The sequence below is a fragment of the Candidatus Saccharibacteria bacterium oral taxon 488 genome (genome assembly GCA_010202845.1).
GTDB lineage: Bacteria > Patescibacteriota > Saccharimonadia > Saccharimonadales > Saccharimonadaceae > Nanosynbacter.
Window position 1 is genome coordinate 522795 of sequence record CP047921.1, and the last position, 26266, is coordinate 549060.

A 26266-nucleotide genomic window follows, 5' to 3' on the forward strand; every position below is an offset into this window, starting at 1 on the left:
GGCCCACAAGTATACTTCTCAGTAGCAGCTAGCTTAGCGAATAATCCCGCCGCCCAAACATTCCTCGCCGTCGTATATCACAGCCGACTGACCCGGAGCGACGGCGCGCTGCGGCTCGGACAAGATAACCGTCACTTTCTCACCAGCATTATCGTTCACACGCGTAATTTCCGCATTAATGAGCGGCGCCCGATGCCGCACCCGAACTTGATAGGCATCACCTTCTGGCGGCTGACTGATCCAGTGAACGTCAGTCAGGGTCAATTCTTGGCGCCAGAGGTTACCATTATCAATCGAACGCGACACATAAACTTCGTTTTTTGCCATATCTTTGCCGACGACGTAATACGGCAAGCCGCCACCAACATTCAGGCCATGCCGCTGCCCCAGGGTATAAAATATCGCCCCGTCATGCCGGCCAACAACCGCGCCCGTTGGCTGATCAATGATATCGCCCGGGCTAGTCTCAACATATTCTGACAAAAACTCGCGAATCCCCACTTGTCCGACAAAGCAAATCCCCATCGACTCCTTTTTACTGGCGGTCCACAAACCCCGCTCCTTAGCCATCTGGCGCACCTCAGCCTTGGTAAAATCACCCAGCGGGAACATGGTTTTCGCCAGCGCCTCGGACGTCACGCGGTACAGGAAATAGGTTTGATCTTTGTTGTCATCATGCGCCCGAAGCAAGCGAGCAGTGTTGGGTAGTGATGGCGCTTTGACGAGCCCAGGTGTAAGCGTTGATTCGTCCTGAATCGCCGAGGACTGTCTGAACGCAGTGAGTTCCGCAGGCGACAGTGACGAATCGGCGTGAGCACCATGGCGTGAGGCAACCGCGCCGGAATTACCCAATGCTGCACCACCTACTGCATGTTTAACTCGTGCATAATGCCCCGTCGCAATATACTCCGCACCCGCCGCCAACGCCGCTTCCAAAAACAACTTAAACTTCACCTCTTGATTACACATCACATCAGGATTCGGCGTCCGACCCGCCTGGTATTCACGAATCATATAGTCAACGACATTTTGCTTGTACTCTTTCTGAAAATCAAACACCTGAAAATCAATTCCCAGCCCCACCGCCACGCGCTTAGCGTCAGCCACATCTTCTGCCCACGGACAATGCATGCCCGGTAAGTCTTCTGACCAGTTTTTCATATACACGCCGGTCACCTCGTGGCCTTGCTCGACCAATAGCGCTGCCGCTACCGACGAATCAACGCCGCCCGACATACCGACGAACACCCGAGCCATCAGCGCGACACTCCCAGCGCGAACAAGCTAATCCGCAACAATTCACCAACCGCCAGCCACCAACCCCACGGCGTCAGCCACCACCATGCACTCCAATGCTTGTCGTGCGTTGTTGGGCGTGCCCGCAGCTCAACATTCGGCAGTTGTACTGAAAACTCAGCCAGCGCCCGCCGCATGTGATAGCCGCTGGTAACCAGAATGACGCGTTTGATACCACGCTGCGCTATGATACCCGCCACTTCCTGGGCATTCTGCTTGGTGGTTTCTGAACGTTCGTCCATCACCAAGGCCGTAGCCGGCACACCCGCCGCTTCGGCTTGTTTTCTCATGGCGGCAGCGTTAGACGGGCCGGATTTATCGGCCGCAGCACCGGACAAGATAATGGTCGGCGCCCAGCCAGCTTGATATAATTTGACCGCCTCAGCCGTACGCGCTTCGGTGTCGCCGCCGCTGATAACGATGATCGCGCCCGCTTTTTGACATTGCCCCGAGTCCGGGCGCGGGCAATCTTTCAAATCATCAGGCGACAAATAATGGCTCAAGCCAACAATGACTGCAACTGCAATTAACACCAAGCCAATTAACCGATAAATCATCGCGTTCGCTCCCGTTCCACGCGTACCGCAGTAATAATCTCGTCCGCTGCCCGCATAACTTGTGCTTCATCGTTCAACCGCCCGAGAGTGAGCCGCAGACTACCATCAATCGCCGCATTACTCAGCCCAATCGCCGCCAAAACGTGTGATTTTGTACCGGCATTAGCCGCACAAGCACTACCCGTCGCCACCAGCACGCCGTGCGCTTCCAGTAAAAACACCAGTCGCTCAGCGTCAACACCAGGAAATGAAATATTGAGGAAATTAACCAGCGATTTTTTCTGATCAGAAGAAATAATCATGTCAGGGAAGGCCGCCAATAGTTTTTTTGCCAACACATCACGCAGACCTCGCAGCCGTTTTACTTCACCGCTGCGACGCTTGGCGGCTAACTCCAGCGCCGTAGCAAAGCCGACCACGCCAGCCACATTTTCCGTACCGCTGCGCAAGCCCGCCTCCTGCCCGCCGCCAACGATATTTGGCCGTAGCTTGACGCCCGGCCGTATCCATAGCAAACCAACCTGCTTCGGCCCGTAAACTTTTGCTGCCGATAGTGTCAACAAATCAACACCCAGCCGCTTAATTTTCACATCGATCAGCACCGCGGTCTGCGAGGCGTCGGTATGAAATATAAGCGGCGTCGACTCGCCATGTTCCTGGCGCCGCACGCGCTCAAGCCTCACAACTTCGGCAATTTCTTCAATGGGCTGAATATATCCGAGTTCATGATTCGCCAGCGCGATGCTCATAAAACTAACGTCTGGCGTCAGCAGTTTTTTAACAGCCTGCAGATCAATGCGTCCGTTTTTCATCGGTGGGATAAGCCTAACGTCCGAGCGCACTTTCGCAGAATTGATAACCGAGCTATGCTCAATCGCCGAGATCAAACTTACGCCAGACGCTGCGGTAAATGCCAGATTAATCGACTCCGTGGCACCAGCCGTCATCACTAATTCATCCACACCCACGCCCAGCACCCGCGCGATGCGCGACTTGGCTTCGCGGTAGTCGCGCTTGACGGTGACCGCCGGTGCATATGGACTGGACGGATTAAAAAACTTCTCGGAAAAATACGGCTGCATCGCTTCAACCACCAACGGATCTATCGGCGTGGCAGCAGCGTGATCAAGATATATCATAGAGGATTCCACACATACTATTATACCAAGCGGCCCAGATGGCGGCTACACCAACTGCCCAGTTTTCGGATCACGATTATATAGCTGGCGCGCTACCCGTTCATGATATTCATTAACTGCCAGCACAAAGTTTTGTAATTCCTGCCCTTCGAGGTAGTTATACTGATAATTAGGCTGAATTTTCAAGATGCCCTTCGGCTGCACCTCGTAGCGCGTCGTCAGCTCATGACGCTTGCCGTCCTTGCTCATCACTTCTTCGTGCCAAATCCACGTCGTTTTATCGAGGTTAAAGAACGTCCGTCGGACGACGTGAGCCGGCTTTTCACCAAAAATCGTTGCACCAATTTCACTCTCCAGTTGAATCAGTTCGCGCTCAGTCAATTTTTTCAGCGGCCGATCTTTACGAGTGAGTCGCAGTAGTGAGCGCGTCGATTTCGGGACTTTTGGCGCCGAGGCGGCGTGAGCAGGCTTTGCCGATTGAGATGAGCGTGAAAGACGCGTGTTATCCGCCAAAACGAGACCAAGGGCTTTTTTGAGAATCGTTGGCATAAATCACCTCCTTTCAGGCTGCTCGTCTATAATTATTTCTATGATCCTTTGGCATGGTGTCAGACGCGCCGAGTGTTCTTGCTGCATCTGTATTATAACCCACTCGATACTCCCCAATGAGCCGACCAATTGCTGTAACAGTTTGCAAACATTCCTCAACCCAGCTCTCCAGTCTTCGTCGCTCCTCTAGCGATATCGTCACCGACTCGGCTGCACTATCAACCACCTCGGCACTACCACGCACTGCCGCTTCGGACAGACGCGGCGCCACTCGCTGTGATCGCTCTGGGTGTGCTTGTGTCGCCAAATCCAGCGCTTCGGCCCGCGCCTTTTGAATCGACATCATTTCTGTGATTGGTCTTGGCTGCTGATTCATTATCTCTCCACTATTACAAGCCAAAAAGTTTTACCGTGTTATCGGTCGCTGCTTTTTCGAGGTCGTGAAGCACTAGCTTGCGCTCCATCGCCCAATACTTTGCCACCAACTCCACATATTCTGGCTTATTCAGCTTACCACGAAATGGCTTCGGTGTCAAGAACGGTGCGTCGGTTTCTAGCAATAATCGCTCCAGCGGAATCGAGGCGAATAATTCCTGTTGCGCCTGGTCTTTGGTGAACGTGCTAATGCCATTCAAGCCAACATACAATCCGCGAGCAAACCCCTTGTCTAAATTAAGGCGCGTATCAGTAAAACTGTGTAGTACGCCGCGCAGCCCATGAAAATTATCAAAAATTGGCCAAAAATCATCCCACACCGACGGCTGGTCGGGCACGCCATCACGAATATGAAAGCTCACTGGCAAATCATAATCTATTGCCAGCTGCAGCTGCGCCTCCAGCGCCTGAATTTGCACCTCGCGCGGGCTGTGATTGTAATAATAATCAAGGCCAATCTCACCAATCGCCACAATCGGTGAATTCTCCGTCCTATTTTTTACCAGCCGCTCTATCTCGCCCCAGCCGTCCTTGCTGTCGTGCGGATGAACGCCAACTGCTGCCCACACACAGTCGTGATTTGCAGCAAATTCCACTGCCTGTTGGCTACTGCGCTGGTCAGTGCCAACGCAAATCATGCCGATGCCCGCTGCGATTGACTGTTGATATAGCTCCTCGCGATTATCCGCGAAAAACTCAGTATCGTGCACATGACAATGCGAGTCAATCAAGCGTAAGTCTGCCGCCATACTATTCTCCGCCGTCAGACTCATTATTATTTACCCTGGTTTTCTACTTTTGACGCACGTGGGTCGGCTGTGTGGAGGTGGAGACGCGGGAACAGTGGGGTCAGCTGTGATGGCACAACGCCGCTGGCAAACATGTCGTGAATTTTCTTGGCAGTTTGCGGCATAAATGGACGAAGCATGTTGGATACTTGGAGTAATGTACCACTGGCATGCGCCAAAATCTCTGCAAGGTGTGCTTCAGCATCGGGGTCTTTATCACGTTTTTTAGCCACCTGCCATGGTTGCACGCGCTCGATGTATTGATTCAATGAACGGATAATCTGCCAAATTTCATCAATTGCTAGGTTAAAATTCAAAGACTCCATGTCGGCACGGTACGGCCCCATATCGTGCTCAGACTGTGGTGCGTCACCGATAACACCGGCCTGATAACTCTGCACCATCTTTGCCACTCGCTGCACCAAATTACCGAGATCATTACCTAGCTCGCCGTTATACGCCGCCTCAAATTTCTCCCAGGTAAAGTCACCGTCATCCTGAGTTGGCACGTGGCGTAGGAAATAATAGCGAAACGCCTCAACGCCATAGTGCGGGATAATATCAGCCGGACCAACACCGTTACCGAGGCTCTTGCTCATTTTGGTGCCACCAACGTTGATAAAGCCATGAACTAATAGCACCTTTGGCAGCGGCAAATCCAGCGCCATCAACATCGCCGGCCAAATCCCGGCATGAAAACGAAGGATATCCTTGCCAATTACCTGCACATCCGCCGGCCAAAATGCCTGCCATTCATCAGCTCGATCAGGATAGCCAATGACCGTGATGTAATTGCTCAGCGCATCCAACCAGACATACATCACCTGCGTGTCATCGCCTGGTACTGGCACACCCCAACTAAGGTTCTTGCGCGGACGCGAAATCGACACGTCTTTCAAGCCGTCTTTCATCAATTCCAAAAACTCTTTTTTACGAAATTCAGGCGCAATTTTCATCTTGTTTGATTCAATGGCCTGGCGAATTTTGTCCGAAAAAGCACTGGTCTTAAAATAATAGTTTTCCTCGCTCAGCCGTTGGTATGGTGACTGGTGATCAGGACAAATACCGTTATTTTCAGCCGCTTCTTTGTCGGTGACGAACGCCTCGCAACCTTGGCAATACCAGCCCTCGTACGTGCTTTTGTAAATGTAACCAGCCGCAGCCAGCTTCTGCCAAATGTACTGTACTGCGCCAACATGATGCGGGTCAGTCGTGCGGATAAAATCCGTCGCCGAAATATTCAACTCGGCAATCATGTTTTGGAAATTGCCATGCATTTGGTCAACGTAGGCCTGCGGCGTTTGGTTTTGGCTGGCAGCCTTGGCAGCAATTTTATTGCCATGCTCATCCACGCCCGTCTGGAAACGTACTTCACGACCATTTTGCCGCTGATAGCGCGTCCAGACATCCGCCAACATATAGTCCATGGCGTGCCCAATGTGCGGCAAACCGTTGACATAAGGAATAGCAGTAGTGATATAGGCGTGTTGTTTAGTCATGCTACTCATTGTATCATCATCTGGAACAATTTTCACCGATATGCGTTCGCCGAGGGCTCACCCGCGCATCATTGTTACCACTGCAGTCCGGCCCGTTGTATCACCCTGAGCATGCGAAAAATAATGCGGATCGGTCATAGTATTAATTGGTGAGATATGAATATTGCTCGGCGGTACGCCTGCTCTTTGGCAAATAGAAGCGTTGTACCCCTGCATATCTAAATAGTAGCCGTCGTGGTGTTTTTTATAAAATGGCTGCCACACCGGATCAGTTGCCTGATCAAAGTATTTCATTACATAGGTTGATTGTTGTGCACTCGGACTCATCCACACGATAATGTCTTCGGGTTTTGATCCTTCGTGGATAAATTTTTCAACCATCCGCTGCATCAAATTTGCCACCGTCGAATGCCGCCCCAAATGAAGTAATGCCAATAGTCCCTTGATCGCATCATACATCACTACAGCGATACAGTCAGCTTCAGTCAGCATTAGCGCCACGCCCGGTGTACGCGTGACCAGTGCATCCGCTACTACATCCGGAGTATGCCGCGCTGTAGCTGCCGCATCTACTTCAACGATACAATCATAGCGCCGACCCGTTAGGTAAAGCACGCCCATGAACACCACATCTTCATATGGCACGGCTAGTTGCTGGCAAAACTTTCGCCGATTAGCAACTACTTGTGGGGCGTGCCTGCTAGCTGAACGATCGAGCATGGTCCCATCTGATCGTGACGACATTGCCACAAGCAGACTATCGTCAAAACATGTCGGCTGATCTGCCGCAATCATTGCGCCCGCCATTCTCTGAGCAGCCGCCGCCAGTCGTCAATCGCCAAATCTTCGGCACGGACATCGGGTGAAATGTCAGCCTTTTTTAGTAACTGTTCGGCGGCACTTTTGCTGATACCCAGTCCACCGCTCAGACTAGAGCGTAGTTTCTTACGCTTGGCTGAAAAACCAGCTTTGACGACACGGAAAAAATCTTTTTGATCTTCAGGGGCGACTAGTGGTTCAGTGCGAGTCCTCAATACCACCACCTGCGAATCAACTTTTGGCAGCGGCGTGAAGAATTGCCGCAGCACTTCAATGTCTAGTTCTGCCTGGGCAAATAGCTGCGTACTAACCGCCAAAATGCTCATTTTACCAGGTTCCGCTGTGATACGCTGGGCAACTTCTTTTTGTACCAGCAGTACCGCCAAACTTGGTTTATTTTCCGCCGTCATCAACTTCTCGACAATTTTGCTAGTGATATAGTACGGCACATTGGCGACTACTTTATAGCCAGTTGGTAATTGATTTAAATCAAATTGCAAGATGTCTTCGTTAATCACTTCCAGGTTTTTGCCAGGAAATTGCCCCGGTAACTTGCACGCCAAATCCCTGTCAAATTCTACCGCCACCACGCGCCCGGCTCGCGCTAATAACCGACTGGTCAACGTGCCAAGTCCCGGCCCAATCTCCAAAACCACATCATCGTTGCTCAGCTCCGCCGCCTCAGCTATCTCCGCCAAGATTTCTGGGTCGCGCAGCCAATGCTGGCCTAATTCTTTTTTCGGCCCGCGAGCTGACGCCATCTAGCGACCATCTCCGTTCGTCCAATCGGTCGCCAGGTCAAATCCATGTGGATGCCGCGTCGCAAACCCACCAGTATCATACACCTTACCAGGACCCATGCTGGTTTCCACCACCGAGCAACGCGGATAATTACCATAATTCGCCGCCACCAAAATATAGCCGTCCTTGTCCACCTTGGCGCCATCTGCCCTTACCGTGTAGCCACCGCCGCCGCACGCATTGATGACAACATTCATTGGCAGGTCATAGTAAGTTTCGCGGTGCGCCACGCCGCGTGAATCAGTAAAGATATGCGCACCCTTCAACTTCGTTAATGGATTTTTCGGCTTGGTGCCGATCACTTCGATTTGCTTTTTAGGCTGTTTGCTGATACTGCTACTTATTTCCTTACGGCTGATCTCAACACCGCGCTCGGCCTGGGCCTGGTAAGTCACGGTACGAATACCCTTTTCACCCAGCTGCTTAATTTCCTTGAAACCAATCGGCTGATTCGCATCCTTGATCTGCTCCACTGGGAAGTCAATGTCAACCTCCTCGGTCACGGTTCGCAGCGGTGCACGAGTAATGTTCATCAGCACGTTTGTCCCATCCAGCAACATATTATCGCTCGTCATAAATTCAACCTTGTCCTCGACATATAGCGTGATCCCCGCCGCTTTGGCAATTCGCTGCGGCGTCTGCTCCGCCGTGGTAATATGTGAGCGCCGCGAACCATCAATGACCGTTACTGGCCGAGCCCGAAAAATCGTCACCGTAAATGTTGTTCCTGTCAGCTCCATATCAATGTCTGGCTTAACAACGTCACGCCGCTCATCAACCGTTACCCGCGCCAGCTGTAACGCCTGGCGTACAGTGCGTGCTCGGGTCATGATTGTCTGCTCGCGGCCGCGGTCGCGAATCGTCACCAGCCGCTCCGCTGACGACTGGGCGTGATTATCTTGCGCCTGGGCAGGTTGAGATAGCAGCAGGCCAACCGCACCGGCCACGAAAGCCATGAAGCAGCCCAGCAAAACAACTGGCCGCCAGCCTTTCTCTATGTGCCATTTCCACCATTTCATCATTCTGCTCTAGTACCTAATTAACGGACGTATTATACCATATTTATCTAATAATTACTAGTACCACCCTCTGGCCTTGCTGTGCGCCACCGCCTTTTCCCACGAGCCATATCGTCTCATCACGTAACCATGCATCCAATTCAGCGAATCAACTGGGTTGAGCGGATTTCCTGGCACCTTGCTACATGGTAACGCCTGCGCGAGGCCACAAGCACCGCTCCGGCTGCGAGCATTCGGATTCCAGCCGCTTTCTTTCTGTACCAGCCACTCAGCATAACCCCATTGATCACGCGGGACGTTTGACGCAGATAGCCACTGATCTTTATTGCCGCCACCAGTATATGGCATAGCGGCATTCTTTGTGCCGATAATTTCAATTTGTTTTTTAGGCTGTTTTGTTACTTGGCTGGCGATCTCCCGACGACTCACTTCCTTGCCATTTTGCACCTCAATCTCATAGGTCACCGTCCGCCGGCCCTTTTCGCCCGCCTCTTTCACCTCCTTGTGGCCCGTCTCGCGATTAGCATCCCGCACTGTCTCAATCGGAAAAGCGACATCTTCATCAGTGGTAATCGTCTGCTTACCGTTGCGCCAAACATCCAGCCGCATGCCACTGGTAATCGGCGCCCCGAGCGGCATTGATACGGTATCGTTACTGGCCAGCTGGACATGCTTTTCCTTGAGCAGTGCGCCAACGGTTTTTGCGTGGGTGCGCACTTCAGCCAGTGACCCGTAGAGATTGAGCTGGAGTGGCGTGGCCCGCTTGATGGTCAAGACCGCATTCGTGCCGCTGGCAACCACGTTTTCGGCGGCATGAATATCGACAAGATCCTCGCTATAGAGTTTGATCCCCGCCGCTTTGGCAATTGCTGCCGGCGTTTGCTCAGCCGTAGTCAGCCGAATACGTGCCCTACCATCGACTACCGTTACCGGTCGAGCCCGAAAGATATTAACATTATACGAGCTAGCGACCAACTGCTCGTTAAGTGCTGGCTCCACTACATCTCGCCGCTCGTCAACCTCAATCCGCGCCGCCTTCAGTGCCTCGCGCACCGTTTTTGCCCGAGTGATAATTGTTTTCTCGACTCCCTTATCATAGACACTCATCAGACGCTGGCCGTCGCTCCGTGATGGACGCTCGGTACCCTGCGCCAGTGCAGCATCCGCCAGCTGGATCAATGTCACTCCAAGCACGAGCAAACCGATCAATAGAAAAATCTTCTTTGAATGGTAGCGAATAGATAAACTCTTTTCCATAATCTCGCTCGTGGACAGCGCCACAAACTGCTATGTATTATATCAAATTTTCTCTAATCTGGCGAATTCTACATTAAGCTTCTTCGTATTACCGTCATCAAATTGCACCGTCACCGCCATCCCGTCAACATCCACCACCTCACCCGCACCAAATTGTGGGCTTCGCACCCGATCACCGACCTCTAGACCTATGTCATCAGTATAAAACGCATCGTCGGATGGCGGCGCGGCAGGTGCATCCAGACCACCGCTCATCAGCCCCATCTCATCGAGAAATCGCGACGGCAGATTATAGCCGATCTGACCAAACTGCGTCCGTGAACTAGCACAGGTCACAAACAGCGCCTCTCGGGCCCGCGTAATCCCCACGTAACAGAGGCGGCGCTCCTCCTCAATGTCGTCCGCCTTGCCGCTATCAAATACCCGTGCGTGCGGCAAGATTCCTTCCTCCAAGCCAGTCATAAACACCACCGGAAACTCCAGACCCTTCGCAGCGTGTAGCGTCATCAAGGTGACCTGCTGATCCGCTTGGCCATCGCTTGATGACATCAATGCCATATCCTCGAGGAATGTCGACACGTCAGCATAGGCGCGCGCCTCAGCTACCAAAACACCGAGGTTCTCCAGCCGCTCTTCGGCCTGCACACTGCCATCGTTCACCGCTTCGCCGTAGCCAGTCTGCTCAATAATTTGTTCGATAACCTCGGCTGGTGCGTCGTTCAGTAATTGTTGTAATTTTTGCAGCAATTGACCAAACGCCCGCAGCGACTGCTTGGCGCGAGCGCTCAACCCTACAGCCTCATCAACCGCCACCAGCCCTTCAATAATATTCCGGCCCGACTGATCATTCCAGTCGAGAAATTTCGCCACACTCACTGCGCCGATACCACGCTTTGGCAGGTTAACGATCCGCGCGAAACTAACGCGGTCACTGGGCTGATATAATAACCTGAGATAAGCTAGCACGTCCTTGACGACTGCTCGATCCAGAAACCGCAGACCACCCACAATCTTATACGGGATGTGCCGTTGACGCAGCGCGCGCTCTATGGCGTAGCTCTGGGCATTGGTGCGGTACAGTACTGCTATGTCACCATAGGATCGGCCCATCCTGGCCTGGCGATGAATTTCGTCAGCCACTGCTTGCGCCTCCTCAGCCTCGCTGTACAGTTGCCATAATTGCGGTGTCATCCCGCCAACCGCTTCTGTCCACAGGTTCTTGTCGGTGCGCTGGGTGTTGTGTTGGATTAAGTTATTTGCCACCGTTAAAATCGCGCCCGTCGAGCGATAGTTTTGCTCTAGTTTAATCACTGCCGCACCCGGAAAGTCACGCTCAAAATGAAGAATATTGGTATAATCTGCGCCGCGAAAACTATAAATTGACTGTGCATCGTCGCCGACCACACAGAGGTTGCGCTCTGGACCGACCAGCAGCTTGATCAACGCATACTGCACCGCATTGGTATCCTGATACTCATCAATGAGAATGTGGCGAAATTGTTGCTGCCATTTGTGGCGAATGTCGGGCGACTGGCGCAGCAGCTCCACCGCCTTAAGCAATAAATCATCAAAATCGAGCGCCCCGACCTGGTGCATAGCGGCCTCGTACGCAGCAAACAATTCGGCAATTTGCTGTTTGACGGGGCCGACCGCCTGCATCATATACTCATCGGGTGAAAGCATGTCATTTTTTGCCGCAGAAATAGCCGCAGCGATACGGCGTGGCTTGATGTCGCGATCAGTCAGCCCGCGCGATTTCATCAACTGCTTGATGAGACCCAGTCGATCATCTTCATCATAAATAATAAAATTACGATTAAGGCCAATTGACACCCCATCCATCCGCAGCAGCCGCACACAAATACTATGAAATGTCCCCATCCACGGCATGAAGCGTCGATCCGAGGCGTCTTCACCCAGCATATCAGCCAAGCGCTGGCGCATCTCTCGAGCAGCTTTGTTGGTGAAGGTCACCGCCAAGATGCGGCTGGGAAAAATCCCTTGCTGGCTGATCAGATAGGCAATGCGATGCGTTAAGGTTTTTGTCTTACCGCTCCCCGCTCCCGCCAAAATAAGCAGCGGCCCGCCATCATGCTGGACGGCTCGCCGCTGTTCAGGATTGAGCTCAGATAGGATGTCCATTACTTATAGTATAGCAGGAAAAAGTACGCTGCCGCGCCGCCGCCAACGCCGATAAGGGCAAAAAGAATGATCAATAGAATCGTCCCGATGCCGGATTTTTTCTTATCAGGCTGAAGTGCTTCCCCACTGGCTGGCTGGCTGGCTGCCGCATCAAACATTGGCTCTGGATCTGGTGCGATCTCATCACCGGCCGTGTATTGCTGAGGAATATCGCCCGGAGTGTGCGGTCGACGTGGCGTCTCATCAACTGTCTCAGCGTCACTTTCGTCCATCGACTCAATCGCCATCAGCTCACTGTCTAGCTCTGACGTATCAGCGGCGGACTGCTTGGACGAAACATCTACCGATGTGGCATCTGCGTCGAGCTGCTCACCGACCTCGCTGGCCTCAATCTCATCAATGGTTGCTTCAAGGCTCGTACGATCAGCAGCAATGTCAGTATCAGCCGCCTCATCACGATGTTCTGCTACCTCGTCTCCAGCCGCCGCATCCGTCACCAGATGATCATCATCGGCCGTCAACTCATCCATGGTCAGCCCCTCACTATCAGCTGCCTTAACCGGAGCGTCCTCTGCCAGCAAGCCCTCCTCGATAAAGGCGCTGTCAGTACTAGCTTCGGCTTCACTGGCCATTGATTCATAATCAGGCACGTCCTTGGTATTGAGCGACACATTGTCTGACGTCAGACCTTCAGCCACGTGCGATGGATCAGGCTGCAGAACGAGGCGTGGTGGTCGACGCTTGATCTCGCGATCAGCTACCGATGAGTGAGCGGTGCTATCATCTGCCATCATATCACTTGACGTGTCCTCAGTAGTTTCAGCCATGTTAACACCCTGCTGGCCGTCATTACCAGTCCGACCGGAGAGATACGAACCAGTCGGCTGAAGCGTCACGCCGGTGCGCGACTGAGAAACGCTATGCCCGCGCATGACAGACGACGGATGTACAACGTCCATGAAACGGCCAGACGGTCGACGCGAAATAGCTGGTGAGGGAGCGACAGTTGACTCGTTACCGCGTTCTGTATCCGAGGAATCGTCAGTTGGTTTTGCTGCTGACGTATCGGCCACTTTATCCTGCGGCGCGTCTGAGGCGGGTTGGTCGTCTGCCTTTTTATCTGGTGTTTTGATATCTGGAAATACCACAGCCGGTTTAGTCTCTGAGGCAGCGTGTGGGAAGCCGTTAACCTCCGCCGACGACGAAGTCGTCTCGGTAGATGATTTTTGTGGCAAAGCCGGTGATTCAGTCCGTGACTTATCTTGTGGCTTATCATTATTAGGCTCCGAGGTTGTTGACTGGGTCGACGGTGCTGGTGTCGAGGCAGGCGACAGCGAGACAGGCGACGAGGTTGTCTTGAACGACGGTATCGGCTCGAGCGTCAGCTTCGAGACAGGCTTTGACGCTGGCTTTGTAACAGAAATCGGGACAGCAGTCGGCGTCGGTGTTGCTGCAGCCGCTGGCGGCGCACTTGGAGTGTCCGATGAGGCGGATAATTGTGTTGCCTCGGCCGAGGCCGGTGGCTTGCTCGTATTGGTACTCGTTGGCTCGGATGCGGGTACGGTTGCTATGGCTGGCGTTGGAGATGGAGATGGAGCTGCAGGTGCAGACACGAGCGTCGACGGCGGTGCTGGCGTCGCTGTTGGTGTAGCAGTCGGCGACGGAGGCGTTAGCGGCTTGATGGTCAATGGCGGAATCGGCGTTGATGGCGTGGTGGCAGGCGACGGTGAGGTTGACGAAGCAGGGGCCACTGGTGTTACCGACGAAGACAGCGACGGCTGCATCGACGTCGGTTCCGGCTTCTCAATCGGTTGTGGGGCGGCAGCCACTGGTGCGCTCGGCGGCGTCGACAATGACACCGTAGGCTGCGGCGCAACTGGCTGGGGTTGAGGGCTTGGCGGCGTGACCGGAGGTGTCGCTACTGGCTTAGGCTGAGAAGCGGAGGCGCTAGGTTGACCAGGTTCAGGCGACGACACGTTCACCGCATCTTCAGTGGCGCTAGTCGCAGATGTTGTCGATGTCGCCACGTCCGCATCAACATCAGCCGCCTGCTGAGCCGCTTCTTTCTCTGCCCGCTTTTGCATCAGTGACGTCACCGCCCGATCAAGTTCGTCAAAATCAATGTCTGACATAAGCCCCCCCTATTCCTTATGCGCCTTTTTTACTATCTCCGTAAATTGATATGCGTCCAGACTCGCTCCGCCGATCAATAATCCATCAAGTCCCGCCACCGCAAGGTAATCACCGGCGTTGTCAACCGAAACACTGCCGCCATACACCACGCGCACCGTCTCGGCTGCTTCTTTACCAAATAAATGCGTAATTTGCTGGCGAATTACCCTAAGCGCCTTCATAAGATCGCTCGGCTGCGCATACTCACCGCTACCGATCGCCCAGACCGGTTCGTAGGCGATCACCACATGGTCTATCTCCTCGGCTGTTATGTTTGCGAGGCCGTTTACAATCTGATCCTGGAGCACCTCGCGCGTTTCGCCTAGCGTCCGCTCGTGCGCTGTTTCACCAATACAGAGGATTGGTTGAAGCCGATTACGCAGTGCCGCCTGCACCTTGAAACGAATATCCTTGTCGCTCTCCATAAATATATGTCGCCGCTCGGAGTGACCGATGATGACATAATCGACCATACCGTGTAGGTGTGACGCTGGCACCTCGCCGGTATACGGACCATGGTCGCGCCAGTAGCAATTCTGGGCGGCGAGCTTGACGATCCGACGCTTGATTTGCAAGCTCAAACTCTGCAGTGTCAACATCGTTGGCGCCACCACCACCTCGACGTCGCGGTGTACCGGCAGCTGCTCCATCAGCTTATGTAAATACAAACTGGCCTCATGCATGGTGAGGTTCATCTTCCAGTTGCCGATAATGAGTGTTTTTCGCGTCATAATGCTTATGTTTAGTGTATCATTTTAGTCCGTGTGCGTCTAGTAAACTTTCCACACCTGGTAATTTTTTACCGCTCATCAGCTCGAGACTAGCCCCGCCACCGGTAGAAATATGCGAAAATTGCTTGCCGTCATGCCCATCCCACCCAAGGACAAACTCCGCCGTATCGCCGCCGCCAATGATTGACGTAACGCCGCGATTTTGTACAATGGCTTCGGCGATCCGAGCCGACCCCCGGGCAAACAACGGATTAGTCGAATACCCCAGCGGCCCGTTCCAGATAACTGTTTTCGCCGAGGCAATCACTGAGGTAAATTGCGCCATCGTCTGAGCACCAATATCTAGCGCCATCTCATCGTCGCCAATCCCATCAACCGACACCTCATGACGATCACCCGATGCTTCTGGCGACAAAGCCACCGCTACATCGCTAGGCAGCCGCAAAAACTGATCGACCCGCTCACTGCCAACTTTCTCGGCAGCGTGGCGGTAGATAGCCGCAAGCACTTGCTCTTGATCCGGCTCAATCGTACTGTGACCCATCCTATGGCCGCGATAGGCGAGGAAGGTGTTGGCCATCGCCCCACCGATGAGGATTGTGTCAGCTTTATCAATCAGCCGCTCAATCAGCGCAATCTTATCAGCAATTTTCACACCGCCAATAATTGCCACCAGGGGGCGTGCTGGACGCGACATCGCTGCGGTTAGCGTGGTGTATTCGTGCACCAATAGATCACCGGCTAGCCCCGGCACATATAATGTAATCGCGTGCGTACTGGCATGAGCTCGATGCACCACCGCAAAGCCATCCTGCACAAAGTAATCTGGTCGCACCGCCCTGGCAATTGCCCTGGCAAACACCATATCATCGCGCGACTCCTCGTTATAAAACCGCAGATTTTCGAGCATCAGTATATCACCAGCCGCCATATGCCGCACTGCTTGACGAAGCTTATCCCCAACACAACCATCAATAAACCGCACTGGCCGCCCAAGCAGCTCAGCCAGTCGACGCGCTACTGGACGCAGACTATATGCCGGATCAGCCCCCTTTGGTCGTCCGAGGTGACTCATCAGGACAATCTTGCAGCGTTGCTCTAGTAGGTAGCGCAGAGTCGATAAACTAGCGCGAATGCGTAAGTCACTGGCGATCCCACCGGTCGCGGTTAGGGGCACATTATAATCAACCCGCACCAGGACGGTCAGCCCGCGGAGATTAACGTCACGAATTGTTTGCTTGAAAAATCTGCCCACCCTTTTCTCGTCCTACTCCATTGTCCGAATCTGGATATTATCGGTCTTGCCCGGCCGGCCCGGTTGATGGCCACTAACCAATACCAACGTCACTGGATCCTCGCCAAAGTAACCTTCGGCCTTCAATTCTTCTGCTAATTTATTGGCCGAACCCAGGCCACTTGGACGAACGTATGAGCGCGTGGCGTAACTGAGTGCTAATTTTTGAGCGGTTTTTTGGCTATCAGTCACGCTAATAATCGGCATATTCGGCCGAAAGGCGCCGACATTCACCGCAGTTACACCCGTACTAGTCTCGGCAATAATTGCCCGCGCCTTAAGCTCTGTGGCTAACCGCGCCGCCGTGTAGCTGAGCAGCGCATCGTGCTTACGACGCTTCTCGCTTGACTCAACCGCCATGACATCACTGTGCTCCTGAGTGTACATAATCGTCCGGCGCATCGCCTGCACTGTCTCGATCGGATATTTACCGTTGGCCGTTTCATCCGACAACATCACCGTGTCAGCACCCTGGATGACCGCATTGGCAACATCGCTCACCTCAGCGCGAGATGGCTCAGGATTGTCAACCATACTGCCCATCATCTGTGTCGCGACGATACTGAGCTTAGAATATTTACGACAAAGAGCGATAATACGCCGTTGGATAACTGGCACGATCTCGGCCCCAGCCTCAACCGCCAGGTCACCGCGCGCCACCATGATGCCGTCACTCGCCTTGACGATTTCCTCCAGATGCTCATCAGAGATCGCTGACTTGGTCTCGATTTTGGCAATAATATACGCATCCGAGCCCAGCGCCGTCAGCCGCGAGCGCAGATCGATAATGTCGTCCTCCGTCTGTACAAAACTAAGCGCCACATAATCAAAATCTTGATTGGCTGCCCACTCAATATCGGCGATATCTTTTGGTGTCAAGATATCACCACCAAAATCGGTATCTGGCAGATTCAACCCTTTACGGCTCATCAAAAATCCGTCATTCTGCACCTCCACCTTGATGGCCGTTGGGCCAGCAATTTCACGAACGATCGACTTGATCTTGCCATCAAACATATACAGCGGCTCGCCAACTTTCATTTTCTCAGCGAGGTTATATTGGACAGGCAGATTGAAGCTTCCATTGTGTTCTGTAATCGACGAATCAAGCGTCAGCACATCACCAGCCCGCACCGTCAGCATGTTGTCTTTGAGAACGCCGAGGCGGATTTTTGGACCTTGAAGGTCTTGGAGAATGGCAACTGGTTTACCCTGCTCATGACTGGCCGTGCGGATCCAGTCGATTTGCTCACGCCGCTCGTCATAACTACCGTGGCTGAAATTCAGACGAAAGCCATTGACACCGGCCTGCATAAGTTGACTAATTTTATCCTGACTCATCGTTGCCGGACCGACAGTCGCTAGGATCTTGGTACGTTTAAAAATTGTGTTACTCATCCTTTTGATTATAACACCGGTTAGGCGCTGAGAAAAGATATAATCACTATTCAGAATCCGCTGCCCGATATCGAGCGATTGCTTGGCGGGCGGCTTGCTGTTGAGCCACCTGCTTGGACGGACCCACGCCGCGCCCCATCAGCGTTTCACCAACGAATACCCCAAGCGTAAATACCTTATCATGATCTGGCCCTTCCTCACTCAAAACTTTATACATCGGCGTCTGACCATCAACACGCTGAGAAATTTCCTGCAAATACGACTTCGGATCGCGCCAGCTGCCTGATTCCAAAATTCCATCTAGCTTAACGATAATATGCTTATGAATAAAATCGCGCGCATCGTCAAAGCCACGCTCCAAATAAATCGCGCCGATCACCGCCTCAAAGGCATTGGCTAAAATCTGCAAGTGCGCCCGATCCGAGCCATTTTTCTCACCCTTCGACATACGAATCAGCCGCCCGTAACCCAAGGCATCACCCGCACTGCCAATACTTTCCGTCCGCACCAGCGCTGCCCGCCAGGCTGTCAAAATCCCTTCCGGTTCAGAAAAATGTGTAAATAAGTACTCCGTTACCGCTAGCTCCAACACCGCATCACCTAAAAATTCCAGCCGCTCATTGTGGCAATGGACTGATTTTCGGTGTTCGTTCACATAACTACGATGAGTTAAAGCCGTAATCAGCAAATCCAAATTTGTAAACTCAAAACCTAATTTTTCGCGCGCAAACTCCTGATACGGCGCCGTATTCATCCCGCTCATCTATAGATTCTCCTGCCTGATTCGCTTCATAGCGAGCAGAATCAGCTTGCCAATATCCTCATACTCGATCTCATCCAGCGCCTCATGAAAGGTAAACCACGCCAGGCCATTCATCCAGTCTTCTTTTTGCAGTTTTTCGTCCGGATCAAGCGCCTTCATCAGGTACACTTGCTGCGAAATCAGCACTAACTTATCAAGTCGGCGATAGCGAAAATTAATTTTGCCCAGCCAACCGCACACCTCGATGTTCTTGAGGCCAGCCTCCTCACCAACTTCACGCTTGGCAGCAGCCTGCGCTGTCTCGCCCGGCTCAACATGACCTTTGGGAATGGTCCAGCGATCCCGCGCGTCTTGGTAGAGCAGAAACTCAACATCACCCTTTTTATTGCGTCGAAACACCACGCCGCCGGCGGTTGGCTCGCGAACTATTTCTTGGATCGACGGTTTTTTGCGACCGCCAAAATATTTCTTGATATGATCAAAGCTGCTTGTCTTCATCGGCATCCTCTTGAAGGGAGCGATACGCTGTGCCGAGCACACCGTTCACAAATTTCCCTGAGTTATCCGAACCAAACGTTTTTGCCAGTTCCACTGCTTCATTGATGGCCACTTTTGGTGGCACCGCCGCCCGAGAAAACAATAATTCATACAGCCCGAGCCGTAGTACCGTCCGGTCAATTCGCGATATCTGCTCAATCGGCCATTCTGGCGCTAGTGGACGAAGTTTAGCATCAAGCTCTGCTTTATGCGCAGTGACGCCATCGATCAGACTTCGTACAAACTCAACATCATCGACTGATGATTTGTATTTCTCAAGATTGCGCGTCAAGATATCGGCGACATCAACCTCGCTGTCACCAACTTCCTGGCGAAACTCAATCTCGTATAACGTCTGCAACGCGACGATTCGTCCTAAATGACGGTTTGAAGCCATGACAAAAACGTTCCTGTTCGTGTTAGTTTATTTTGTACTCTTCTTACCGGTCTCGCGTTTGGTCGTCTTGACTTTCACTGGTGACGTCCCGTTGACGCGGCGTGCTAATTTCAGTACCAAGTGGCTGCGACGCAGACCGGTCTTGCGCGGACTACTCTGCTTTTTTGGTTGTGCCATAGAAAAATCTCCTTTATTTCAGTTTATCGTAACACTTGGGCTTCATTATACCGGTTTTTGATAGATTTCTCAAGGGGATGCAGAGCAGTGGCAATACGCTGTCAGGGGTATTGTTGACTTTATATAATATTTATGGTAATATCATAGGCATCACTTACGATAGAAAGGATACATCCTACTAATTATGGATAAGAACAATTCACTCTCTCAGCCCGGGGAAACACTACGTCCATTAGGTAAACTGAAACTGGCCCTCGGGTCAGGGGCAATGCTAGCAATAATGGGGATAGGTCTCGGCATCGGCATTAAAGGTATCGCCGCCGATAAAGAGCCGGCGGAATCACCCCTAGTTGGCTCTTCTATGATGCATTATAACCCCACGGAAACTGATATCACAAAGGATTCAGATGTATGTGCAGCAGCAGACTCCATTGTAAGGGATGCCAATGCTGCTACCCAAATTGATATAGTGGGCTGTGCTACGGAATCCAAAAAGCTCACTGGTCTTCCACGGGGAACACGCGTACGAGTCGAGGTACACCGGGATGGCTCGGTGACGGCTAAGCCCCTCGGTAACTAACCTAGACAACAATATTCACCAACTTCCCTGGCACATAAATCACCTTTTTCGGTGTCCGGGCGTCGAGATAGGCGCGAACCTTCTCGTCATCCAGCGCTCGTTGCTCAATCGTCTCTTTATCGGTATCAACTGGCAGCTCCAGCCGTGATCGGAGCTTGCCGTTGACCTGTACAATGATGGTTATCACATCGCTCACCAGATATTTTTCATCCCACTTTGGCCAGTGATTAACGTGAATGGTATCAGCATGGCCCAATTCCTGCCACAATTCTTCAGTTATGTGCGGCGCAAATGGTGCCAAAATCTGTAGCAGACTTTCCAAAGTAAACCGCCACGTTTCTAACGCTTGCATGCCGTGCGATTCTTTGAACTTATATAGGCCATTGACCATTTCCATCATCGCCGCCACTGCCGTATTGAACTTTTCATCCTCGATGTCACGAGTGACTTTTTTGATAGTGAGGTGAGTGAGGCGCAACAGTTCCGCGACTACATCACCATCCTCCGCCAGAGTACACTCTTCGCTCAAATCTCCGCTGGAGATTTCTCGCGAGCGTTCGGCTGAAGCGTCCGCTATTCGCGAACACTTCACAGCCTCTGTCAGAGGAGGTAATGTAGCCGCCTCAATAAACTCCTGTACCACATTCCACACTCGGTTTAAGAACCGATACGTCCCCGGCACCCCGCGCGGATCCCACGGTGCATCCATATCATAGGGCGCGATGAACATCTCGTATACGCGCAGTGCGTCAGCGCCATAACCACTGTCCATAATTTCCATCGGATCGATGACATTGCCCTTGGACTTACTCATTTTTTGACCGTCTGGCGCCATGATGTAAGCATTGTACATCATTCGTTTGAACGGCTCCGGTGTCGGCACTAGACCGAGTTTATAGAAAAAGCGCATCCAAAAACGACTATACAATAGGTGTGCTACCGCATGATCGGCGCCATTGTAATAATCGACTGGCGCCCAGTGTTTGATCAGCCCTGGATTCCACGCCTGCTGGTCGTTGTGCGGATCGAGATAGCGTAGGAAGTACCAACTGGAGCAGGCATAGCCGTCCAGCGTATCAGTTTCGCGTCGCCCCTCATGCCAATTGTCGCCCGCTGGCTTTGGCTCGGTGATTGGCACAGTTTTACCCGTCTCAACGTCAACCCACACGCGCACCCAATCATCAACCTGTGCCAATACCGAAGTGTTGCCACCCGTCGGCTTGAAGTTCTCGACCTCTGGTAAAATCACCGGCAAACACTCATCCGCCACAGCGATTGGCCCGAAACCATCAACATGAACCATCGGAATTGGCGCGCCCCAGTACCGCTGGCGAGAAATCAGCCAATCGCGCATTTTATAGGTGGTCTTGCTCCGACCCAGGCCCTGTTGCTCCAGCCAAGCCACCACCTGTTCACGAGCCTCTTCGCTGCGCAGGCCGTCAAAATCGCCCGAATTAATCAATTCGCCTTCACCCGCGTAACAGCCAGCATCCGCCGAGTTTTCTGGCTTTTCAATCACCTGCACTACTGGCAAATCAAATTTTTCGGCAAACTCCAGGTCGCGTTCATCATGCGCCGGCACCGCCATAATCGCGCCAGTGCCGTAACCACCGAGGATGTAGTCCGCCACCCAAATTGGCACTTTCTGACCATTGACTGGATTGATGGCATAGCTGCCAGTAAAGACGCCGGTTTTATCTTTATTTTCCTGGCGTTCAACGTCGGATTTTTTCTGCGCCGCTTGAACGTACGATTCGACTTTAGCACGCGTGTCGGCATTAACCAGCTGAGACACTAGCGGATGCTCTGGTGCCAGTGCCACATACGTCGCACCAAACAGCGTGTCAGGGCGCGTAGTGAAAACAGTGATGACATCGTCGCAGCCTTCAACCGCAAACTCAACCTCCGCACCGACCGACCGACCGATCCAATTTTTCTGCATAGTTTTGACCATTTCCGTCCAATCCAAGTCGTCAGTTGCCTCCAAAATCTCATCGGCATAGGCCGTAATACGGAAAAACCACTGCTTGAGGTTGCGCTTGGTGACAGGATTGCCGCAGCGCCAACATTTGCCGCCCTCAACCTGCTCGTTAGCTAGCACCGTATTGTCGGTATCGCACCACCATTGTAGCTGCTCCTTCTGGTACGCCAAATCGTGCTTGTATAGCTGCGTAAAAATCCACTGAGTCCACTTGTAATACTCAGGGTCGGCAGTAGAAATCTCCTTTGACCAATCATAACTAAAGCCGAGGCGCTTCAACTGAGCAATGAAATGAGCCTTAGCTTCGTCATGTGCTACCCGCGGCGTTTTACCAACCTTGATAGCGTAATTTTCCACTGGCAGTCCGAAGCTGTCCCAACCAATTGGATGGTACACATTGTGACCTTGCTGACGCTTCAGGCGTGCTTTGATGTCGGCAAACTGAAACGTCCGACCGTGACCGATGTGAATGCCAGCCCCGGTGATACCAGGAAGCATACTCAAGCTGTAATACTTTGGGCGCGTTGTATCACTAAGATCAGTGACATAAGTGCCGTCAGCCTCCCATTTATCTTGCCATTTTTTCTCAATTTCCGTCGGATTGTAGCGTTTCATACTCCTTAGTATATCATCTCTCGACGCTAGTGTCGGCGTCTTCATCGTTCTCATCCGTAGAGGCACCACCCCTAGCAAACGGCGGCGGTATTGGTGATGAGCCGGCAAAATCCTGAAGTACTGATTTAAGATTATCGGCGTCTGACGGTATATCAATTTGCTCTGACTTATTGTAGTCGAACGTCATGTCTATAGTGAGATTCCGATCCTTGTCGCCATCTGATCCGCGCGCCTTGATTTCGAGCGCTTTAAGCTGGTGTGACCACGGATCGACCCAGATGCGTATAGTAGGCAATCTCTTTGATGACGTAGTTTTATTTGCTGTATTGAATACTTTGTCGCCATAACACTCTTTAATTTTCTTGCCAAGTTTCGTATCCCCCAGAGAATCGATAAATGCGCGTAGTCTGTCTGACATTTTACCGTCCGAAGCTAAATCAATTTCAAAGCCAGGCACACCATCACGCGGCTCGACCTTAGCGTCCTTTTTGACCGTCACAAAGCTGTTTTTGCGATACGCGTTGATCAGTTCGCTACGCACCTGCTGGTCAGTATTGATCAAATCAAAGATTTCTTGAGAGCACGTGTCTTTGTTTGTACGTGATGCTCCAAGCTCATCAAATGATACCTTAAGCCACTTGCCTTCAATTTTGTTAAGTTTTTCATCAAACTGTTTGAGGATCTGGTCGCGTACCATCGTCGACCGCGTATCTGGTAGCATCCCCCGACTTCGAGCCTTGATGATCGTCTCTACCATCTGGCGCACGATATCTTTTAGATGTTCGCTCTTAATATAAATCGTACCTTTGCCATCAGCCACCATTGTGAGGATGACGTCTTGCTGGATCTCCATGCCGTTGATCGCTAATGTAATGGTGGCCTCGGTTTTTGATTTTGGTGAGTCAGCAACGGCTTTGAGCTTGACATCAATACGATTACCGTTGCCGAGATTCATGACGAGTTTGCCCGAGGAAACCACCCTTTTGGTCTGGAATGAATTAACCACTGCATCAGTTACCATCCTCTGCGGATCTTGCCACCAGAAAAAGTACAATAGTACCGCAGCAATAGCCAGCAGCAATACGACCGAGCCGGTAATAATACCGATGATGAGGCCGGTTTTCTTTTTTGGCGGCATAACCGAATTCATGATCGGCGGTTGCGACGTCGGCGGTGCTGGTTGCGCTGGCGTCGATACAGGCTGATCAGTCTGTGTAGGCGGAGTCGTTGTCGACTGTGATGAGCTTGATGTGACCGTCGACTGCGACGCTGCCAGCGGTGTTGATGCAGTGGCTTTATCCGCTGGTGTTTTCTTGCTATTCGTACCCTTGTCGTCCATATTCCTCCTCGTTATACTTTCATTGTATCACTATCCGCGAAAGCGCGAGAAAAATTCATTTTTTCGCTTAATCCAGTCAGGCGACTGGCGCACCAATTTTTTCTCATCCTCGGTGCTGTGTAGGTTAATTTTAATCGCTTCCTCGAGCCAAACACCGCCACTTGAACCCTTGAAGAGAGCCACGCCGCCCGCATGAAGTTTTTCGCGCACAAATCCGCCGGCCATCAGCGCATCACGACACTCCTTAACCTGACAGCCGCGACGACGTGCTACCGGCGCCAGGTATTGATTAGCCATCTCACCGACGGTCACTACCCAATCCAGCTCGTCTGGCGAACACTGAGCGCCGAGCTTGGCATGACCGGCCTGCGTATCCTTGCGTAGCCCATTCATATTACCAAACACCACGATACGCTGCGGCACCTCGAGACTGTATAGCGTTTGTAGTGCTGATAGCGCCGTCAGCGGCGACGAGCTATAGCTATCGTCAATCAGAATCGTCTGATCCGCGCCGCGAAGCACTTGCATCCGACCCGGCAGCGGAAGTAACTGACTCAAGCCCTTTTCAATCAACTCTTTCGTCATGCCCATCCGCACCCCAGCGAGCATCGCCACGACGGCTGGCCGCAGATTATGTTCACCAAGTAGTGGCAGCGTCACTGCGATACCATCAGGATATTCCGGGCCGATAATCTTGCCGACATAACCGTGCTCCAGCGAGAAATCATGCTGCTCAAAATAATACTCAGCGACCTCGCTGGTGCCATATGTCGTCATCTGGGGATTTGCCAAAAATGCGGCAAATCGACCGTCAATGTCATCGCGGTTAATGGCCGCAAAGCGAGCATTATTCGCCAATGTGAGCATCTCGCCGGCCACCTCTTCGACGGTATGTTCAACCCGCATGCGGCCAGAGGTGACTGACGTCACAACGGCCATATCCGGCAAAATAACCTGCTGAAACCATGCATTAAAACCAGGTTGCATTGGGCTGAACTCCTGAACGATAATCTGGGCTTCGGGATGTTCAGCGCGAGCACGCTTTTTGACAGCTCGCATCATCTTGCGGCGGTGCCAAAATCCCCACTTCTCCTCCGGACGATTCTCGGGGTAGCGCACGCCCATGATCTGCAGAAGGGTTTGTAAGTGCGACGTTGGCTCAGCAGCGTGCATGGCGACAGCAAACTGCTGCGATAGCACAGTAGCGATCGCTGTTTTAGCACTCGTTTTACCGGCGCTCCCGGTCACTGCGATCAACTTGACATCAGCATGGTCGGCAAAAAATTGCCGGACATAGCGTATCATTTTTTTCTCAAACGACTTCTTGAACATCCCTTTTATCATACCATAAGCGCTGTCAAACGCGCCACTTGACGAATAAAAAAGAGCTGTTACGCGCCCACCCGGGGCAATTTCGTGTGTTTGTTTTGGATGGCAGCATAGGAAACGCCCCTATGCGTACCAGCTCTGACGATATTATGCGCTTTTCTGTTAAAAAGCACAAGGGGTTTGATCAATATTTACCTACAATTGTTTGGCGAAGGCATTAGTGCTACGCACGACCGCGCCTTTTTTCAAGTAGAATCGCTGCGCTGCTTCACGTTCTGGGCGCGATGTGAATTCTAATTTCAAGGCACCCTGCTCGCGGCCCCAGTCGATGACAGCGTCCCAGAGTCGAGAACCAACACCCTTACCCTGTACATTCGGGTCGGTCACAAAATCGTCGAGGTAGATTTTGCGCCCAGCAGCCGGCCCGAGTAGCAGTGCTGCCGTTGCCATGCCGACAATCTTGCCCGATAGCCGCGCCAATAGCAGCACATGACTTGGCGAGTCAATGATCTGCTGCAATAACTCAGCATCAGCTGGGTGCGGCTTACTAGTGAGTGCCGCGATGAGGTTAGTGATGTCTGCCACATCAGATTCGGCGATGTGGGATGCGCGTTCAATTGTCAATTCGTCCATGCTTCCATTATACTATACT

The 26266-nt window shown here is 52.3% G+C and carries 25 protein-coding genes; 1 reads left to right on the forward strand and 24 read right to left on the reverse strand.

Annotation, left to right across the window (positions count from 1 at the left end):
* Positions 1-33: 33 nt before the first annotated feature.
* The 20 genes from mnmA to GWK78_02840 are packed head-to-tail and all read right to left on the reverse strand — an operon-like array spanning position 34 to position 19770.
* On the reverse strand, positions 34-1257 hold the full coding sequence (gene mnmA / locus GWK78_02745; GenBank protein ID QHU93931.1) for a tRNA 2-thiouridine(34) synthase MnmA: 1224 nt from the start codon (positions 1255-1257) through the stop codon (positions 34-36).
* Positions 1257-1853, reverse strand: coding sequence for a YdcF family protein (locus GWK78_02750; GenBank protein ID QHU93932.1), 597 nt, complete (start codon positions 1851-1853; stop codon positions 1257-1259). Before GWK78_02750 ends, mnmA begins: the two co-directional genes overlap by 1 nt.
* The gene (locus GWK78_02755) at positions 1850-2992 is read right to left on the reverse strand and encodes an aminotransferase class V-fold PLP-dependent enzyme (protein QHU94269.1); all 1143 of its coding nucleotides are present in this window, start codon (positions 2990-2992) and stop codon (positions 1850-1852) included. The genes GWK78_02750 and GWK78_02755 overlap by 4 nt, the downstream gene beginning before the upstream one ends.
* Before the next feature lie 45 nt (positions 2993-3037).
* On the reverse strand, positions 3038-3541 hold the full coding sequence (locus tag GWK78_02760) for a hypothetical protein (protein ID QHU93933.1): 504 nt from the start codon (positions 3539-3541) through the stop codon (positions 3038-3040).
* Positions 3542-3554: 13 nt separating this feature from the next.
* Positions 3555-3917 (reverse strand): hypothetical protein, encoded by a 363-nt coding sequence (locus tag GWK78_02765; protein ID QHU93934.1) that lies wholly within the window; start codon positions 3915-3917, stop codon positions 3555-3557.
* Positions 3918-3930: 13 nt separating this feature from the next.
* Positions 3931-4725 carry a preprotein translocase gene (locus GWK78_02770; protein ID QHU94270.1) on the reverse strand — a complete coding sequence of 265 codons (795 nt, stop codon included), beginning with the start codon at positions 4723-4725 and terminating at the stop codon, positions 3931-3933.
* Positions 4726-4751: 26 nt separating this feature from the next.
* Positions 4752-6263, reverse strand: coding sequence for a methionine--tRNA ligase (locus GWK78_02775; protein QHU93935.1), 1512 nt, complete (start codon positions 6261-6263; stop codon positions 4752-4754).
* Between the two features lie 57 nt (positions 6264-6320).
* Positions 6321-7070: a hypothetical protein gene (locus GWK78_02780; GenBank protein ID QHU93936.1), complete on the reverse strand. Its 750-nt coding sequence runs from the start codon at positions 7068-7070 to the stop codon at positions 6321-6323.
* Positions 7055-7843, reverse strand: coding sequence for a ribosomal RNA small subunit methyltransferase A (gene rsmA / locus GWK78_02785; GenBank protein QHU93937.1), 789 nt, complete (start codon positions 7841-7843; stop codon positions 7055-7057). The genes GWK78_02780 and rsmA overlap by 16 nt, the downstream gene beginning before the upstream one ends.
* On the reverse strand, positions 7844-8902 hold the full coding sequence (locus GWK78_02790) for a DUF348 domain-containing protein (protein QHU93938.1): 1059 nt from the start codon (positions 8900-8902) through the stop codon (positions 7844-7846).
* Positions 8903-8959: 57 nt separating this feature from the next.
* Positions 8960-10159, reverse strand: coding sequence for a DUF348 domain-containing protein (locus tag GWK78_02795; GenBank protein ID QHU93939.1), 1200 nt, complete (start codon positions 10157-10159; stop codon positions 8960-8962).
* A 42-nt stretch (positions 10160-10201) separates the two neighbouring features.
* Positions 10202-12295 carry a UvrD-helicase domain-containing protein gene (locus tag GWK78_02800; GenBank protein ID QHU94271.1) on the reverse strand — a complete coding sequence of 698 codons (2094 nt, stop codon included), beginning with the start codon at positions 12293-12295 and terminating at the stop codon, positions 10202-10204.
* Positions 12296-12300: 5 nt separating this feature from the next.
* Positions 12301-14433, reverse strand: coding sequence for a hypothetical protein (locus tag GWK78_02805; GenBank protein ID QHU93940.1), 2133 nt, complete (start codon positions 14431-14433; stop codon positions 12301-12303).
* Between the two features lie 9 nt (positions 14434-14442).
* Positions 14443-15204, reverse strand: a complete 762-nt coding sequence (locus GWK78_02810) for a triose-phosphate isomerase (GenBank protein QHU93941.1) — start codon at positions 15202-15204, stop codon at positions 14443-14445.
* 19 nt (positions 15205-15223) lie between these two features.
* A complete protein-coding gene (gene pgk / locus GWK78_02815; protein QHU93942.1) occupies positions 15224-16459 on the reverse strand; it encodes a phosphoglycerate kinase in 1236 nt (411 codons plus the stop codon).
* A gap of 12 nt (positions 16460-16471) precedes the next feature.
* The gene (gene pyk, locus GWK78_02820) at positions 16472-17896 is read right to left on the reverse strand and encodes a pyruvate kinase (protein ID QHU93943.1); all 1425 of its coding nucleotides are present in this window, start codon (positions 17894-17896) and stop codon (positions 16472-16474) included.
* Between the two features lie 46 nt (positions 17897-17942).
* Entirely contained in the window at positions 17943-18659 is a 717-nt protein-coding gene (gene rnc, locus GWK78_02825; GenBank protein QHU93944.1) for a ribonuclease III, read from the reverse strand.
* Positions 18660-19163 (reverse strand): NUDIX domain-containing protein, encoded by a 504-nt coding sequence (locus GWK78_02830; GenBank protein QHU93945.1) that lies wholly within the window; start codon positions 19161-19163, stop codon positions 18660-18662. It lies immediately after the preceding gene.
* Entirely contained in the window at positions 19138-19593 is a 456-nt protein-coding gene (gene nusB / locus GWK78_02835; protein QHU93946.1) for a transcription antitermination factor NusB, read from the reverse strand. Before nusB ends, GWK78_02830 begins: the two co-directional genes overlap by 26 nt.
* Before the next feature lie 27 nt (positions 19594-19620).
* Positions 19621-19770 (reverse strand): hypothetical protein, encoded by a 150-nt coding sequence (locus GWK78_02840; protein ID QHU93947.1) that lies wholly within the window; start codon positions 19768-19770, stop codon positions 19621-19623.
* A 184-nt stretch (positions 19771-19954) separates the two neighbouring features.
* On the opposite strand from GWK78_02840, the gene GWK78_02845 reads away from it, so the two are divergent.
* A complete protein-coding gene (locus tag GWK78_02845) occupies positions 19955-20350 on the forward strand; it encodes a hypothetical protein (GenBank protein ID QHU93948.1) in 396 nt (131 codons plus the stop codon).
* Position 20351: 1 nt separating this feature from the next.
* On the opposite strand, the gene GWK78_02850 is transcribed toward GWK78_02845, so the two are convergent.
* The 4 genes from GWK78_02850 to GWK78_02865 form a co-directional block, all read right to left on the reverse strand.
* The gene (locus GWK78_02850) at positions 20352-22946 is read right to left on the reverse strand and encodes a leucine--tRNA ligase (protein QHU93949.1); all 2595 of its coding nucleotides are present in this window, start codon (positions 22944-22946) and stop codon (positions 20352-20354) included.
* Positions 22947-22959: 13 nt separating this feature from the next.
* A complete protein-coding gene (locus GWK78_02855) occupies positions 22960-24285 on the reverse strand; it encodes a hypothetical protein (protein QHU93950.1) in 1326 nt (441 codons plus the stop codon).
* Between the two features lie 30 nt (positions 24286-24315).
* A complete protein-coding gene (locus GWK78_02860) occupies positions 24316-25617 on the reverse strand; it encodes a hypothetical protein (protein ID QHU93951.1) in 1302 nt (433 codons plus the stop codon).
* 192 nt (positions 25618-25809) lie between these two features.
* Positions 25810-26247: a GNAT family N-acetyltransferase gene (locus tag GWK78_02865; GenBank protein QHU93952.1), complete on the reverse strand. Its 438-nt coding sequence runs from the start codon at positions 26245-26247 to the stop codon at positions 25810-25812.
* Positions 26248-26266 lie beyond the last annotated feature (19 nt).

Coding starts and splice junctions, on each gene's coding strand:
- mnmA (QHU93931.1), bottom strand. CDS start 1,257: ATGGCTCGGGTGTTCGTCGGTATGTCGGGCGGCGTTGATTCGTCGGTA.
- GWK78_02750 (QHU93932.1), bottom strand. CDS start 1,853: ATGATTTATCGGTTAATTGGCTTGGTGTTAATTGCAGTTGCAGTCATT.
- GWK78_02755 (QHU94269.1), bottom strand. CDS start 2,992: ATGATATATCTTGATCACGCTGCTGCCACGCCGATAGATCCGTTGGTG.
- GWK78_02760 (QHU93933.1), bottom strand. CDS start 3,541: ATGCCAACGATTCTCAAAAAAGCCCTTGGTCTCGTTTTGGCGGATAAC.
- GWK78_02765 (QHU93934.1), bottom strand. CDS start 3,917: ATGAATCAGCAGCCAAGACCAATCACAGAAATGATGTCGATTCAAAAG.
- GWK78_02770 (QHU94270.1), bottom strand. CDS start 4,725: ATGGCGGCAGACTTACGCTTGATTGACTCGCATTGTCATGTGCACGAT.
- GWK78_02775 (QHU93935.1), bottom strand. CDS start 6,263: ATGACTAAACAACACGCCTATATCACTACTGCTATTCCTTATGTCAAC.
- GWK78_02780 (QHU93936.1), bottom strand. CDS start 7,070: ATGGCGGGCGCAATGATTGCGGCAGATCAGCCGACATGTTTTGACGAT.
- rsmA (QHU93937.1), bottom strand. CDS start 7,843: ATGGCGTCAGCTCGCGGGCCGAAAAAAGAATTAGGCCAGCATTGGCTG.
- GWK78_02790 (QHU93938.1), bottom strand. CDS start 8,902: ATGAAATGGTGGAAATGGCACATAGAGAAAGGCTGGCGGCCAGTTGTT.
- GWK78_02795 (QHU93939.1), bottom strand. CDS start 10,159: ATGGAAAAGAGTTTATCTATTCGCTACCATTCAAAGAAGATTTTTCTA.
- GWK78_02805 (QHU93940.1), bottom strand. CDS start 14,433: ATGTCAGACATTGATTTTGACGAACTTGATCGGGCGGTGACGTCACTG.
- GWK78_02810 (QHU93941.1), bottom strand. CDS start 15,204: ATGACGCGAAAAACACTCATTATCGGCAACTGGAAGATGAACCTCACC.
- pyk (QHU93943.1), bottom strand. CDS start 17,896: ATGAGTAACACAATTTTTAAACGTACCAAGATCCTAGCGACTGTCGGT.
- rnc (QHU93944.1), bottom strand. CDS start 18,659: ATGAGCGGGATGAATACGGCGCCGTATCAGGAGTTTGCGCGCGAAAAA.
- GWK78_02830 (QHU93945.1), bottom strand. CDS start 19,163: ATGCCGATGAAGACAAGCAGCTTTGATCATATCAAGAAATATTTTGGC.
- nusB (QHU93946.1), bottom strand. CDS start 19,593: ATGGCTTCAAACCGTCATTTAGGACGAATCGTCGCGTTGCAGACGTTA.
- GWK78_02840 (QHU93947.1), bottom strand. CDS start 19,770: ATGGCACAACCAAAAAAGCAGAGTAGTCCGCGCAAGACCGGTCTGCGT.
- GWK78_02845 (QHU93948.1), top strand. CDS start 19,955: ATGGATAAGAACAATTCACTCTCTCAGCCCGGGGAAACACTACGTCCA.
- GWK78_02850 (QHU93949.1), bottom strand. CDS start 22,946: ATGAAACGCTACAATCCGACGGAAATTGAGAAAAAATGGCAAGATAAA.
- GWK78_02855 (QHU93950.1), bottom strand. CDS start 24,285: ATGGACGACAAGGGTACGAATAGCAAGAAAACACCAGCGGATAAAGCC.
- GWK78_02860 (QHU93951.1), bottom strand. CDS start 25,617: ATGTTCAAGAAGTCGTTTGAGAAAAAAATGATACGCTATGTCCGGCAA.
- GWK78_02865 (QHU93952.1), bottom strand. CDS start 26,247: ATGGACGAATTGACAATTGAACGCGCATCCCACATCGCCGAATCTGAT.